This window comes from Endozoicomonas gorgoniicola, from assembly GCF_025562715.2.
GTDB lineage: Bacteria > Pseudomonadota > Gammaproteobacteria > Pseudomonadales > Endozoicomonadaceae > Endozoicomonas_A > Endozoicomonas_A gorgoniicola.
The window spans coordinates 5,612,120-5,626,154 of the sequence record NZ_JAPFCC010000001.1; the positions used below are offsets into that span (position 1 = coordinate 5,612,120).

Annotated in this window: 18 protein-coding genes; 15 read left to right on the forward strand and 3 right to left on the reverse strand. The window is 47.4% G+C overall.

What is annotated here, in order from left to right:
* Nucleotides 1–3 precede the first annotated feature (3 nt).
* From NX722_RS25290 to rpoH, 11 genes are all read left to right on the forward strand, one after another.
* The gene (locus tag NX722_RS25290; protein WP_262565620.1) at nt 4–264 is read left to right on the forward strand and encodes a hypothetical protein; all 261 of its coding nucleotides are present in this window, start codon (nt 4–6) and stop codon (nt 262–264) included.
* 52 nt (nt 265–316) lie between these two features.
* Nucleotides 317–565 carry a hypothetical protein gene (locus NX722_RS25295; protein ID WP_265442387.1) on the forward strand — a complete coding sequence of 83 codons (249 nt, stop codon included), beginning with the start codon at nt 317–319 and terminating at the stop codon, nt 563–565.
* A gap of 425 nt (nt 566–990) precedes the next feature.
* Complete coding sequence (locus tag NX722_RS25300) at nt 991–1,656, forward strand: hypothetical protein (RefSeq protein WP_262565622.1); 666 nt, start codon at nt 991–993, stop codon at nt 1,654–1,656.
* A 2-nt stretch (nt 1,657–1,658) separates the two neighbouring features.
* Nucleotides 1,659–2,537: a Mu-like prophage major head subunit gpT family protein gene (locus NX722_RS25305; protein WP_262565623.1), complete on the forward strand. Its 879-nt coding sequence runs from the start codon at nt 1,659–1,661 to the stop codon at nt 2,535–2,537.
* Between the two features lie 241 nt (nt 2,538–2,778).
* A complete protein-coding gene (locus NX722_RS25310) occupies nt 2,779–3,189 on the forward strand; it encodes a Mor transcription activator family protein (RefSeq protein ID WP_262565624.1) in 411 nt (136 codons plus the stop codon).
* Nucleotides 3,176–3,547: a Mor transcription activator family protein gene (locus NX722_RS25315; RefSeq protein ID WP_262565625.1), complete on the forward strand. Its 372-nt coding sequence runs from the start codon at nt 3,176–3,178 to the stop codon at nt 3,545–3,547. Before NX722_RS25310 ends, NX722_RS25315 begins: the two co-directional genes overlap by 14 nt.
* Nucleotides 3,548–3,575: 28 nt before the next feature.
* Complete coding sequence (locus tag NX722_RS25320; RefSeq protein ID WP_322740956.1) at nt 3,576–3,929, forward strand: phage protein Gp27 family protein; 354 nt, start codon at nt 3,576–3,578, stop codon at nt 3,927–3,929.
* 41 nt (nt 3,930–3,970) lie between these two features.
* A complete protein-coding gene (locus NX722_RS29010; RefSeq protein ID WP_407648081.1) occupies nt 3,971–4,090 on the forward strand; it encodes a phage protein Gp27 family protein in 120 nt (39 codons plus the stop codon).
* Between the two features lie 59 nt (nt 4,091–4,149).
* Nucleotides 4,150–4,722: a phage protease gene (locus NX722_RS25325; protein ID WP_262565626.1), complete on the forward strand. Its 573-nt coding sequence runs from the start codon at nt 4,150–4,152 to the stop codon at nt 4,720–4,722.
* A 125-nt stretch (nt 4,723–4,847) separates the two neighbouring features.
* Entirely contained in the window at nt 4,848–4,928 is an 81-nt protein-coding gene (locus tag NX722_RS29015) for a 2-hydroxyacyl-CoA dehydratase (RefSeq protein WP_407648082.1), read from the forward strand.
* A 336-nt stretch (nt 4,929–5,264) separates the two neighbouring features.
* A complete protein-coding gene (gene rpoH, locus NX722_RS25330; protein WP_262565627.1) occupies nt 5,265–6,119 on the forward strand; it encodes an RNA polymerase sigma factor RpoH in 855 nt (284 codons plus the stop codon).
* Nucleotides 6,120–6,186: 67 nt separating this feature from the next.
* Here rpoH and NX722_RS25335 read toward each other — a convergent pair whose 3' ends face one another.
* The 3 genes from NX722_RS25335 to NX722_RS25345 form a co-directional block, all read right to left on the reverse strand.
* Nucleotides 6,187–8,433: a DUF748 domain-containing protein gene (locus NX722_RS25335; RefSeq protein ID WP_262565628.1), complete on the reverse strand. Its 2,247-nt coding sequence runs from the start codon at nt 8,431–8,433 to the stop codon at nt 6,187–6,189.
* Between the two features lie 99 nt (nt 8,434–8,532).
* A complete protein-coding gene (locus NX722_RS25340; protein WP_262565629.1) occupies nt 8,533–10,053 on the reverse strand; it encodes a YifB family Mg chelatase-like AAA ATPase in 1,521 nt (506 codons plus the stop codon).
* 103 nt (nt 10,054–10,156) lie between these two features.
* Entirely contained in the window at nt 10,157–10,417 is a 261-nt protein-coding gene (locus NX722_RS25345) for an accessory factor UbiK family protein (protein ID WP_262565630.1), read from the reverse strand.
* A gap of 440 nt (nt 10,418–10,857) precedes the next feature.
* Here NX722_RS25345 and glnK point away from each other — a divergent pair, with 440 nt between their 5' ends.
* From glnK to NX722_RS25365, 4 genes are all read left to right on the forward strand, one after another.
* Nucleotides 10,858–11,196: a P-II family nitrogen regulator gene (gene glnK, locus NX722_RS25350; protein ID WP_262565631.1), complete on the forward strand. Its 339-nt coding sequence runs from the start codon at nt 10,858–10,860 to the stop codon at nt 11,194–11,196.
* Nucleotides 11,197–11,332: 136 nt separating this feature from the next.
* A complete protein-coding gene (locus NX722_RS25355; protein WP_262565632.1) occupies nt 11,333–12,583 on the forward strand; it encodes an ammonium transporter in 1,251 nt (416 codons plus the stop codon).
* A 151-nt stretch (nt 12,584–12,734) separates the two neighbouring features.
* Nucleotides 12,735–13,388: a Tn7 transposase TnsA N-terminal domain-containing protein gene (locus NX722_RS25360; RefSeq protein WP_262565633.1), complete on the forward strand. Its 654-nt coding sequence runs from the start codon at nt 12,735–12,737 to the stop codon at nt 13,386–13,388.
* Entirely contained in the window at nt 13,363–14,025 is a 663-nt protein-coding gene (locus NX722_RS25365) for a hypothetical protein (protein ID WP_262565634.1), read from the forward strand. Before NX722_RS25360 ends, NX722_RS25365 begins: the two co-directional genes overlap by 26 nt.
* Nucleotides 14,026–14,035: the final 10 nt, after the last annotated feature.

Below are 14,035 nucleotides of genomic sequence, written 5' to 3' on the forward strand. Positions count from 1 at the left end.
GTTATGGCTACTGTAGATTATAAAAATATTGCTGAAGCCGGAAACTCCATTGATCGCCTGGATTTTGCAATACAGGCCTTGCAGGGATTAAGCAATGTTCTTAACAGCCCAGAGCAAGAGGAAGTGATGCATTCAACTCATGATCTCGGAGCCATGCTCTGTGTTCTGTTGCTGCATCTAGAGCGTTCCCATAATGAAGTTGAGGAAGAGCTGGTCGCACTACGTGAGCAGGTAGCGCAACTGGCACCAGTTAACGGGTTGTAACTCGCCGTTTAACAGATGAATAACGATGATTAATGGCATGAGGAAAATAACAATGACCCGGACACCGATTCATAACTACGTCAATGATGGAACTACCCTGGAGCAGATGGCGCTGGCTCTTGAAGCAATGAGTGCTCTGACAAGCGTATGCAGTGAAGTAAATGAAGATCGCCCGATTCCAATAGATCGCTTTGCTGTTCTGCTGGATGTATTGCTGCTGAGACTGGAACAGGTTTACGAAAAACTGGCTGACGAGGAAGACGCCAGACGTGCACTTGGAATGGAGCCTGTTGAGGGCTAGCAGATCTTAAGAGCAGACTGTATGTTAGTACTAATAGCAGCACCCCTTCACGGGGTGCATATCTTACCAAATGCCCACCCCTCTTTCAGACTCATTTTAAAGCGCTCTAAGGCTTGCTTCTGTCTACCCATGCAATGAGTCAGGTTTGCGCTAAAAGCCTCTCTATCGAAGAGTTAAAGGGGTATTGAAACCCTTGTAATTCGATTTCGAAATTAATTTAGTAGATGATTATTTCAAATTGATTGGTATTATGGTGCTTCCAATCTAATTATTGCCCGCTACCTGTCAGAGGCTATTTTAACTTTTCCCACGATGCGCTAATACGCAGCCCCACTAAAAAAACCAATTCTAAAGGGTTTTAGGGGCTTTTACAGTCCGGTACTTGGCAGAATGAGTTTGTCCTATGACAAACCAAGGTAAGTGCCATGAATTTAGATAACGTAAAACCTGCTTACGAGCAGTTCCGTCAGCTTGAGTCCCAAACAGCTCAGTGCCATGAGCGCATCCAGAAGATGCACGACACTTTAAGCCTGAAACAGGCTGAGTTGGTCGATGCTGAAAATGAGTTCAACGACGTTTATAAAAAACATCAGGAACAAAAACTGTCCAGCCTGGTCGGTGAGCCTCATGATGAGGGACAAAAGAAACTGACTGACCATTCAGACAATTTAAGCAGGCTCAGGCATCAGATCGCTGAATTAAAAGACGATATTGCATTGTTGCAATCCGGTTTGAAGGATTCTGAACCCAACTCTGTTTATCTGAACAACCAGCTCAAGGAAGCCAAAGCTCACTATATCGGGCAGTTGGAAGCAGCGATCATAGACCACTATGAAGCCAGCCTTGCACTGTTCTGTGAAGAAAATCTAAAGCCAATGATTTTACTCAATATGATGGCTTCCTCTAATGGCGTCAGCCTTAAAAGACCCGGATGGAGAAAAAAGAATATAAGCCTGATGTCAGTTGGTGATGCTAACTGGCAGATATGCACCGGGATTTTATCGCCTAAAGTCGATACGCCTGATGTAGAGGCGTGGCAAGAAGCCATAGTTAGTGAACTCGTCAGCGATGACGGCGACGAGGAGGCTTAACCATGATCATTACTCCAAGTTCAGTCAGTGCTTTGTTCACCACCTTTCGGGCTCTTTATGACCTGACTTATAAGGCTACGCCTAGCCACTGGAGGCAAGTTGCTACCCTTATCAACTCAGGTACAAGAAGCAACACCTACGGCTGGTTGGGTCAGTTCCCGGACTTCAGGGAATGGATCGGTGACAGGGAAATTAAAAGCCTTCAGGCGTATGGCTACGAGATTGAAAACAAGAGCTGGGAAAGCACAATTGCCGTAAGCCGGACTGAGATTGAAGACGACAACATTGGTGTTTTCTCACCGATATTTAAAGAAATGGCACGTGCTGCAAAGGTTTTTCCTGATAAACAGGTGTTCCAGCTACTTGAACAGGGCTTCACTGCCCAGTGCTATGACAATAAGCCTTTCTTCGCTTCCGATCACAGCGTTGGTGCAAGCAAGGTCAGCAATATGCAGGCTGGTTCTTCAGAAGCCTGGTTCCTGCTGGATACCTCGCGGCCATTAAAGCCTTTGATCTACCAGGAGAGGGAAAAGCCTCAATTTGTCAGAAGAGACCAGGCTCATGACGACCCTGTGTTCATAAAAAATGAGGCTCAGTATGGGGTGGATATGCGCTGTAATGTTGGCTTTGGACTTTGGCAAACTGCCTTTGGTTCAAAAGCAGAACTCAATACAGACAATTTCAATGATGCCTGGGGAGCTATGACCGCCTTTAAGTCTCCAGAAGGACGGCCTTTGGGGATCACTCCGACATTGCTGGTTGTCCCGCCCAAGCTTCGCACCAGGGCTTTTGAAGTGGTCAAAGCGGAACGCTTGGCCAATGGTGGTAGCAACGTAAACCATAATCTCGTTGAAGTATTGATCTGTCCCTGGCTGGCGTAAGCAGGGGCGCAAAGTTTCCGGCAGGCGGCACTTTCCGTCTATGGCGGGCACTTACCTTAAGGTGTCGTTTGTCGGTTTTTACTCCTGAGTGGGGGAGAAGCAGTATGGGTAAGAGCGAAAAATAAGGGACTGGTTATCCCTTCCTGTATCTCTATTAAACAGTTGCTTTACTCCTTTTGTGTCAACCGTTAAGAGATACAGGCGCTCTCACTCATTTTAATGGCAGTACAAGGAGGCAGCTGTGCAGAAAGTAACAACCAGGCTACTCGCCGAAAAACTCGGCATCAAGGAACTTCTGGAGCCGGATATACAGGCCATTATTGAAGATAAAAACCAGTGGCCAAAAGACTTACATACTGTTGCGCAAGTTGCCATGGGGGAATTAGAAAGACTTGGTACTAATAAACAAGTCAGCAGGCAAATTGTTGAAGCGCTACTGGTTGCTATGGCCTTCAGAGTAGGAGGCAAACAATTTTACTTTCCAAAAGGAAGACAGTTAAAAGGAGCAATAAGGAAGTATTGGATATATAAGGATTCAAAGTCACTCAGTGTTAGAGAACTGGCAAAAAAATACCAGATGACTGAAGCCGCTATATATGACGCTATAAAGCAGCAAAAGGCAATCGAAAAGACCGCTGATGAAATTGACTGATGACTACCGACCGAACCTGTTCAAAGCTTTAAATCTGATTGATGATGAGCTACAGGAACTTGGCTATGAAAGCCGAGCTATAGCGAATACACAAAAGGCAATCCTTTATGCCCTCTGGAGCCAGTCGAACCGGGGGCACCTTTACCTTCCAATGTGTCTAATCCTGACCAAGCGCATCAGGAATGACTTCATCTACAGCCTTTATAATGGAAGAAATAAGCGACAGTTATGCAGGTGTTTTGATTTGCATGAAGTGACGTTAACAGGGCTGCTCAAAAGCGAAAAGCGGAAGCGACTACGGTATTGGCACGTCAATAAAAACGAAGAGCCGCAACATGACCCAATGAGCACCTCATAAACGGAACCGGCAAAGCCAAATCAAGCAATTGCCCGACCCAATCAAGCAAGAGTTACACAGGATGCTCAGGGAAGACCGCATGAGGCAGGCTGATATACTGGCAGCCCTTAATGAGCTTTGTATTGAGGAAGGATTACCTGCCATCTCTCAGATCAGCCTTAGCCGCTACAGTGTCAGAATGCGAAAGATGGGCCAGAAAGTAATAGAGTTAAGGGATGTGTCGGCAATCTGGGTTGAAAAGCTAGGTGAAATGCCAGAAGGCGACGCAGGAAAGCTATTACTGGAAATTATAAGAACGCTGTCGGTTAATATAGTCACAGGTATTAACGAAGACGACGAAGTGTCAATAGAGACACTTAATCAGCTGGCTCTCCTGTCTTAGCGTATTGAAAAAGCAGCGCTGATCAATAAAGAGAGAAAAGCATCCGTAAGGCATTTGCTGAAGAAGCATCAAAAGAAGTTGAGAAGCAAGTTGGAAAGAACAAAGGAATGACAAAAAGGACGGTTGATGACATCAAACGAATGCTATTAGGTATAGCTTGATAAGGCATCTGACCGGACATAAACACAGGCTGACATAGAACCGATGAGAGACTGATACCATGAAGCAATGGGTAAAACTGATACCGGCTGGTGAGTTTCAAAGCCTGGCCAATGGACAAATGCTCAACAACGACACACCATCAACCATAGTCTCAAACTTCAAAGATTCTGGTTGGAGCATTCCTGTAGATCTTCAACACGCCACCATACTCAAAGCACCCAATGGAGAACCAGCCCCAGCTCAAGCCTGGATCGAAGAACTGGAAGACCGGGAAGGGGAAGTATGGGGTCGTATGGACTGGAATAAAGACGGCCTCAAACTGGCAAGAGCGGAAAGGTTCAATAAGCTATTGCCAGCTTTGCAATATGACAAGAACACAGGCCGTATAAAAGGTATAAGGTCGGTGGCGCTAATACGATCTGACGAATTGACCTCACCAGCACTCAACCATGAAATCTGTGACGGAAGTTACAGGTTGGCACTCAACTCTTATGGTGCGAACCTTGACCACTCTGAAGCAGGAGCCACAAAACAAGTATTGACCGCCCAGCAAAAACAAATTTGCGAGATGATGAGCATCTCTGAAGCCGATTTTATTAAGACCCTTAATGAGCTATCACCTGACCAGTAAAGAGTTATAAAACCACCTGAAGAGCGTTTCAAATATGAAACAGCTGTTCCGCTATATGAGAAAAGGCAAAATCGGAATATCATGCAGATGGGGCCGGAATATCATGCGGCGCTACAATTCCGTTCATGACGCTGGAGACCAACTATTCTGAGTCCGATACCGGACAGATAAGAACCCGTATGGAAGCTTTTGTCGAAATGCTGTAGCCCCACCTCCACCCTTTCAATTGAAACACCGGGCAGATTGCCCGGTGTTTTATCAGAACCTTTCCGGAATTCCTGAGTCCAAGCTTGACAGAGAGTGGGTATAGCGGCTGTAATTCATCCGGGCCTGCTGACACTGGTTGTCAGCGTCATATACGAAATCTTGATAGGTCGTAAAGTTGATCCCTGCCGCTGTAAAAGGCGCAAGAATCCTGTAAAGTGGCTGGCTTCAAAAATGATAAACTTTGATATAATGGGAAACGTTGTTTCCTTGTTACATCTGTTCAACAGTCAGAATGTTTAGAAGAGTGCCTGTATTGCACTCCAGTGGAGTTGATTATGGGATCCAGTCTTCAACCAGTTGATATGTTAGTGCCAGGACGCAATATTGAAGCGTACATGCAGGGCGTTAGCAGTATTGCTGTGTTGTCTGCTGAAGAAGAGCGATCCATCGCAGATCGCCTCTACTATAAAAATGATCTTGAAGCTGCCCGTCAGCTGGTAATGTCGCATCTGCGTTTTGTGGTTCATATTGCCAAAAGCTATACCGGTTATGGTCTGCCCATTTCTGACCTGGTTCAGGAAGGCAACGTTGGTCTGATGAAGGCGGTCAAGCGTTTTAATCCTGAAGTGGGTGTACGCCTGGTGTCTTTTGCTGTGCATTGGATCAAAGCGGAAATTCACGAATTTATTCTGAAAAACTGGCGAATTGTTAAGGTCGCCACCACCAAGGCTCAGCGAAAACTGTTCTTTAACCTGCGTAGCTCCAAGAAGCGTCTGTCCTGGTTTACCAACGATGAAGTAAAATCTGTTGCCAGTGATCTGGGTGTAGAAGCCAAGGTCGTGCGGGAAATGGAAAGTCGTATGGCAGGGCAGGACACTGCCTTTGACGGCTATGCAACTGACGACGATGATCAGGCTTATCAGGCTCCGGCTCACTATCTGGAAGACAAAGGCCATGACCCGGCTACTCTGCTGGAAGACAGTGACTGGTCGCAATCATCCGTTAATATGCTGCGCAATGCACTGGCACAGCTTGACGAACGCAGTCAGGATATTTTGCAGCAACGCTGGCTCAGTGAAGAAAAAGCCACATTGCATGAGCTTGCTGATAAATACGGCGTTTCTGCCGAGCGTATTCGTCAGCTTGAAAAGAATGCCATGAAGAAGGTTAAGGTTGCTATTTCAGCCTGAACAATTTCTCTCTTCTTAAAACTGCATTTCCATAGTAAACAGGATGGCAAAAGCCATCCTGTTCTGGTTAAAGCACCTTGATTTCCATTCTGGTTTCTACACCTCTCCCGGAAACCTGCTGTTCTGTCGTGTCAGCATTCAGAATAAAAAGACGTTCAGGGCTTAGCCCCTGTTCTACCAGATAGTTTTTGATGGATTTTGAGCGCTCAATAGCCAGGCCTCTCAGGGCAATTTCATCATAGGGCCATTGGCTGACCAGTTGCTGGTTGATCGCCTTCAGGGTTGAGGCTGATTCGATATTGATGGCCTGAGCTTCAGCCAGCTGTGCCATTAACTCCAGCCTTATGTCTTCGGTCAGAATATCGTTATCCAGGGTGTTTACCGCCTGATAATCCTGCCAGCTCAATTCTATAGCGTCTTCTATTTTTGCTTGAGCGATCAGTGGCCAGTCTTCACGAATCGAAGCAGTCCCCCGAATCTCCAGTTCTACCTCAGGTCGCTCATACAGGGCGACGAATAACTGGTTCAGTGAGTCTGTTTGCTGCAAAGGAATAACTGGCGTACCCGGAGCAAATTGAACGGATGACATTGTTTCAGCATCGCCCCCCACCAGAGAGGCAAGGAAATCGAAAGGAGCGGCAACGATATTGCTCAGCATATTAGTGAGCGCCATACGCATAAATGACCCCAGTTCAAACTCCGGGTTATTCAGGTCGCCACTGACAGGCAGTTGAATATCAATGTGTCCGTTCCGGTCTTTCAAAAGGGCAATGGCGAGCTTAAGGGGAAGTTCAATCGCTTCCTGACTGTCCACTGGTTCCCCCAGGGTCAGGTTGTCCAGCAGCATAGCGTTATGGGCTTTCAGCTGAGCGTCGGTGACCTGGTAATTCAGGTCAAGATCCATGTGACCTTTTTCAATAAGGTACCCTGCAAATCTTCCTGAATAGGGGGTAAGCGTCGTTAGTTCAACATCGTTAAACGACATGCTTATGCTGGTTGTATCCAGAGGTTTTGAAGGTATCAGGCTGGCTTTGATATTAACCGGAGAGTATCGATCAACCTGACCTTTCAACACCAGTGTTGCTGTCTGGTCCGTGGGTAATGCCAGCCCGTTGAGCTGACCATTGAGACGACGGATTGGTGTGGCAAAGCCCGGCTGAAAGGAGTGGTCAGCAAAATCAATGAAGGCATTTTCAATATCAAACTGTCTGATGCTGAAACTTATAGGGGAGTCAGTGTCCTGGTGGGGCTGCTCTGCGGTTAAATCACCCTGTTTCAAACCGCTCTGTTTCAAACCGCTCTGTTTCAAAAGGCTTGCCAGATTGACGTTAAGGCTCTGATCAATGGCGATTTTTACATTCGGCTGTTGCAGTTGAATCTGGTTGATGGTCAGGCTGTTTGAATGTTGATGGTACTCGATAGGCTGGAGGGCAAGACTTTTCCATGCGAGAACATCGGACTGGTCACGGCGGTCGACCAGTTTCAGCTGATCAAGATTGATCTGGGCGAGGGCGGACAAACCGCTTTCCGGCAACCAGTCCAGCTTTGCCGAGAGAGTCAGAAAACCCCGGTTTAAACCAACGTACGAGAAGCTGGTGACGTAGGGTTGAAGGCTGGTGATATCCAACTGACTGATATCAACCTGTGTCGATACTTTCCGGGCGGGTAGCTGTACATTGCCGGATAACGCCAACCTGCCCTGTTCCTGAATGTTGCCCTCAATGGAATAGGTGCTGGTGCTTTCCGGCCAGTTAAAATTCTGGAGTTTAAGGTTGAGGCTATCCAGGGCTACTGTGAATGGTTGGCCTGACTGTTCGGCAATAAGCTGATCCATAAAATGGATGTTGGCATTATTTATTGACAGCGAATCCAGAGTCAGAGAAAAATCGACTGACTCTTGTTCAGATTGAGACTTTTGTTCACGTTTAGACTCTGCTGAAGGTGATAAGTCATTGGAATGGAGCAGATGACTTAAATTAATCTCTCCCTGCTCATCAAGGACAATTCTGGCAACAGGATCATTCAGTTCAATCGCTCTTATATGAGGCGTACCTGACAAGCTGTTCCAGCCTGCCTGAACAGACAGTTCTGAAAAGCCAAGTATGGGGTCCTGAAGGTCGCCAATTTTTAACGATTGCAGGGTTAGCCGCAGAGAAAAAGGGTTTAAATGGATGCCACCCAGATGCAGTGGCTGGTTAATAATGCGCGGAGAGAAAAGATTAATAGCAAGATGTAGTGTTGCGGGTAGTATGGCAAAGCCAAACAGAGCGTAAAAGGTAACGCCGAGGATAACCGCTTTTATAAAACGACGCATGACTTATGTTTCCCTATACTTTTTCCAACAGTTTTTTGCACGGTATGCTTTGGTGTTCATGGCTGCGCAGTGTATTCAGGGAGGGTGGACTACTCAAGATTATTTTTGGGGATGTTCCCGATCCAGCTTCCGGTAATGGATCGCTTCCGCCAGATGATTCTTCTGAATGGACGCCTGTTCATCCAGATCGGCCAGAGTACGCGCTACCCTGAGAATGCGATGTACGGCTCTGGCTGAATACCCAAGCTTGTCACACAGGTTAGTCAGAAAGGTCTGCTGGGCTTTATCCAAAGCACAGTAGCGGTTGATTTCCCGGGCTGATAAACGGGCGTTTGTTTTGCCCTGTCGCTGGAATTGTCGGTTTCTGGCTTTAACCACGGTTTGTCTGATGGATTCAGTGGAGTGTTCTTCGTCAGTCGTGTTGTGCTGGAACAGCGTTGCGGCATTCTGGGAAGCAACTTCAATTTGCAAGTCTATGCGGTTTAGCAGTGGGCCGGATATTTTCCGCTGATAACGACGTACCTGCTCCGGCGAACAGTCGCAGCTTCGCCGGGTATCCCCCAGATAGCCACAGGGGCAGGGGTTCATGGCAGCAACCAGCTGAAAGGCGGCTGGAAAGGTTGCCTGCCCTCTGGCGCGGGCAATCACTACTTCTCCGGTTTCCAGCGGTTCGCGCAATACTTCGAGAGCCAGTCTTTGAAATTCAGGCAATTCGTCCAGAAAAAGAACACCCTGGTGTGCGTAAGAGATTTCACCGGGACGTGGGTGAGAGCCACCGCCTACCAGAGAAACGGCAGAAGACGTATGGTGAGGATTCCTGAAAGGGCGCTGTTTCCAGATAACCGACTGCTGCTGTGATGACAGGGAATGTATCGCTGACACTTCAAGGGCTTCGTCATCAGACAGTTCTGGCAATAGTCCGGGCAAACGGCTGGCCAGCATGGTTTTTCCGGTTCCCGGCGGGCCAAACAGCAATAAATGGTGACCACCGGCAGCCGCAGTTGCCAGCGCTCGTTTTGCCTGCTGCTGTCCTTTTACGTCGGATAAATTCGGGTAGTCAATTGCCTCATTATTGTTGAATTGTGCTGTGACAGGTTCTAACACAGCCTGCCCGGTCAGATGCGCGCAGACCTGCAAAAGGTCTTCTGCCCCGAACACTTTTGCCTCACGACAAAGGCTGGCAATCTGTGCGCTGTCGCCTGGCAGAAGTAGCCGGTGAGATGCCTTCCTGGCGGCTATTGCAGCGGGTAATGAGCCGGTAACCGGACGCAATTTGCCGGTCAGTGCCAGTTCTCCCAGAAATTCATAACCATTCAGAGTGTCCAGAGGCAACTGGCCTGAAGCTGCCAGAATCCCAAGGGCGATAGGTAAATCAAATCGACCGCCTTCCTTTGGTAAATCGGCTGGTGCAAGGTTCACTGTGATCCGGCTGGTTGGAAACTCGTAGCCACTGTTGATTAAGGCGCTGCGTACCCGGTCTTTGCTTTCCCGAACAGCTGTTTCAGGGAGACCCACCATGTTAAGGGCAGGAAGCCCGGCTGAAAGATGAACTTCAACCGTAACAGGCGGAGCTTCCAGTCCGGTTCTGGCACGAGTGTGAACAACCGCAATTTTGGACACGAAAAGAGTTGCCTCTGTTTTGTTGTTAGTCTTGGGGGGGCAGAATGGAGAGAAAGAATAGCAGTGAATCCACCTGCGGGCAGGCGGATTTATTGAGTTTGGATTATTCGGGCTTTTCTGCCAGTGCCGTTTCCAGCTCAGCCACTTTTTTCTCCAGTGCCTCCAGACGTTCACGGGTATGTCGTAAAACAGCCATCTGGGCATCGAATTCGTCCTGGGACACCAGCTCAAACCGGGTCATTGTACTGCTGACCAGGGCTTTTATATTGTGTTCAATATCTTCAGCGGTTTTGCTTTTCTCTGTACTGAGTATCTGGCCTGCCCGGCTGGCAATATTATTGATGATGGCTGCCTTGTCGATCATGGGGGAGTCCTGACTGCTTATTGGTTGGGTATGGTTGGCGCTGTCATGACTGTAAGCAAAGTGATTTCAAGATTCAAGATAAGTACCCGGCTATATGAAATCGAATAGTTCAGACTTATTGGTCAGGTGCTATGTAATACCCTGAAGAAAATGAGAGGAGGGTATTTGCACCTTATTAGTGCGTTTTCCCGATACTTGTAAAAAGGCGATGCACGAAAAGAGTGCAATGACCGGGAATGCTCAGAAAACAGCGCTGACAGCCATGACACTGACTGGAATTTAAGTTGGCACAACATCTGCTTTAACAAGAATAAATTTATGAGGCAGGGCTTAACCGCCCATGGCGAAAGTCGTAGACTTAAGCTCCCTCCTCACTGTTTCAGCTAGTCAGGCTAGCTGTTTATTTTTACCCAAGAGCTAACTAGACCCGGGAGAGATGCATGAAGTTGGTATCAGCCATTATAAAGCCCTTCAAGCTGGATGATGTTCGTGAAGCATTATCAGAAATTGGCGTGCAGGGTATTACCGTAACAGAAGTAAAAGGTTTTGGTCGCCAGAAAGGTCATACCGAGCTGTACCGTGGAGCTGAATATGTCGTTGACTTTCTGCCCAAGGTGAAGATTGAAGTGGGTATTTCCGATGACCTGCTGGATCAGGTGATTGAAGCCATTTCCAAAGCCGCAAACACTGGCAAAATCGGTGACGGCAAAATCTTTGTAACGACGCTGGAGCAGGCGATTCGAATTCGAACCGGCGAAACCGGTGAAGACGCTATCTGACAGGCGTCGTCAGACTACCAATAAATAGCGGTTAATCAATAGCTTTGAATCAGTCTGTAACGGTCGTTGTTTTTCACCTGAAAAATACGTTCACAGCAAAAGAATAATATTGTGAATTCCTTCGGGGAGGGGACTCGTGGAAAATCTTGCTCAGGTGTCGTATGCACTCGATACCTTTTATTTTCTGATGTCGGGCGCACTGGTCATGTGGATGGCGGCTGGTTTTTCCATGCTGGAAGCAGGCCTGGTGCGTTCGAAAAACACCGTAGAAATTCTTACCAAAAACATTGCCCTGTTTGCCATTGCCTGCACCATGTACCTGTTATGTGGTTATGCCATTATGTATCCCGGTGCTAATGAAGGCGGCATTCTGCCAGTACTCGGTACACTGATTGGTGGTGAAAATTCGGTTGAAGCCGTGACTGCCGGTGGCGATGATGCACCTTACTATTCATTGCGTTCAGATTTCTTCTTCCAGGTTGTCTTTGTGGCGACCGCTATGTCCATTGTCTCTGGTGCAGTGGCTGAACGAATGAAACTCTGGTCATTCCTGCTGTTCGCAGTGTTCATGACCGGCTTTATCTATCCCGTTCAGGGTTTCTGGAAGTGGGGCGGAGGTTTCCTTAATGAAGCCGGTTTCCAGGATTTCGCTGGCTCGGGTGTTGTTCATCTGGCGGGTGCTTCTGCTGCGCTGGCAGGCGTTCTGCTTCTGGGGGCTCGTAAGGGCAAGTACGGCAAAGACGGTTCCATTAACCCAATGCCGGGTGCCAACCTGCCTCTGGCGACTCTGGGTACCTTCATCCTGTGGTTGGGCTGGTTTGGCTTTAACGGTGGTTCACAGCTGAAGATTTCTGATGTTGAAAACGCTAACGCTGTCGCCCAGATCTTTGTTAACACTAATGCCGGCGCGGCGGGCGGTGTTATTGCTGCCCTGATTGTTGCACGACTGCTGTTTGGTAAGGCTGATTTGACCATGGCTTTGAATGGCGCTCTGGCTGGCCTGGTTGCGATTACTGCCGAACCTCTGACGCCAACAGCCCTGGCTGCTACGCTGATCGGTGCTGTAGGTGGCTCACTGGTTGTGTTTGCTATCGTTGCCCTCGACAAACTGCGCCTGGACGACCCGGCCGGTGCCATTTCTGTACACGGTATTGTGGGAATCTGGGGACTGCTGGCAGTACCTTTGACTAATGGTGATGCAACACTAGGCGCTCAGCTGTTGGGTATCGCTTCAATCTTTGCCTGGGTCTTCGGTGCCTCACTGGTTGTCTGGGGTGTGGTGAAAGCTGTTATCGGCCTGCGCATTACTGAAGAAGAAGAGTATGAAGGCGCAGATATCACTGAATGCGGTATGGAAGCCTATCCGGAGTTTACCGGAAAGCAGTAATCTGAAGCATCCAGTCACCCTGGTTTGGGCGGGGATGTCGCTACTACCATATCGTGACATAAAAATTTTAGCGATGACATAAAACGACAACTTTGACAAAAAAGACCTTGGCAACAATACTTCAGGTGTTGTTTAACCGAGGTCTTTTTTTATGTACCGCAGAAAGCTCGGGAAGTCCAAGGTCAAAAATATACACCGTTTTGTCAGCCCTAAAAACGGTACTACGCTCCTTATTGAATCAACTCTTGAGTTCCACAGCTGCTACCCCCTTGAGTATAACCGAGAAGTAAAATCCTTTGAGGCTCAGCCAGAAGGCTTTGAATATGTATATGAAAATAAAGTTCACAGATACACTCCTGATCATCTTGCTCGGATGATCAGTGGTCAAGAGCCGTATATAGAGGTAAAGCCATCAAGAATCGCTAATCGAAAGGATTTTCAAGATCGTTTTTCCTGCCAGAGAGAAGCGGCAAAGGGCTTGGGAAGAGATCTTTTATTATGGACTGAAGAGTTCATCCGTAGGCAGCCCTACTTTGATAACCTCCAGATAATCCATAAATACAGAACGCAAGGTCCCATAACTGCTGAGCATAGGCACATTCTAGCTACTGCTTCTTCATATGCGAATCATGTAGTAACCATTCAGGAGCTTGCTTGTTTTGCAGATATGAATGAACCTCATTTTTTTCCTCTTGCATATGACCTGATCGCCAGAAACCATTTGGTCACAGATCTGAATACATCACATTTGACCAAAAATTCCTTAGTAGGTATCAATCATGGCCATTATCCAAAGATTTACTGAAGGAACTGTATTCAAGCTGCTTCCAGGGGCAGAAACTGAAGAGGAGTTACTGTTAAGGATAGAGAGTCGGAGTAGTGATAAGCTTGATCTCACAAACCTTTTGCAAGGTGGCTCTACGTTAAGTCGAAGTATTGATGAGATAGAGTTGAGCCTTGCTGAAGGAAGAGTTGAGTTTGTGATCAGTAGCCCGGACAGTCAGAAAGAGGACTCTCTCTCCGAGGACTTAGCTTCTCTGCCCAAAAAGCAGAGAGAAGAGGTTGTTCGTCGGTTCACGTATGTGACTAAATTACGGCAAAAAGTCAAAACCTGGACAGAAAAATCCCTCACACCCTTAATCTCCGAAATAGCCAAAGAGTTAAACGACGATAGACCACCAAATTGGAGAACACTTGCACGCTGGAATGAGTCATATAGTTCAAATGGTCAAACTGTTAAGGCGCTATTTACAGATCAGATGAAACAAGGAAACCGAACAAAAAGGCTTTCTGATGAGGTTGAAGGATACATACGAGATGCAATAGAGACATACAAAACTAAAGAAAGCTCAGGTTTAGAGTTCTTAAAACATGAACGTTCGGTAAAATATTTAGCGTCGGCGCAGCCAACCCCGTCAGGCACACAATTTAAACCTGCCTGAACCGTTTAAA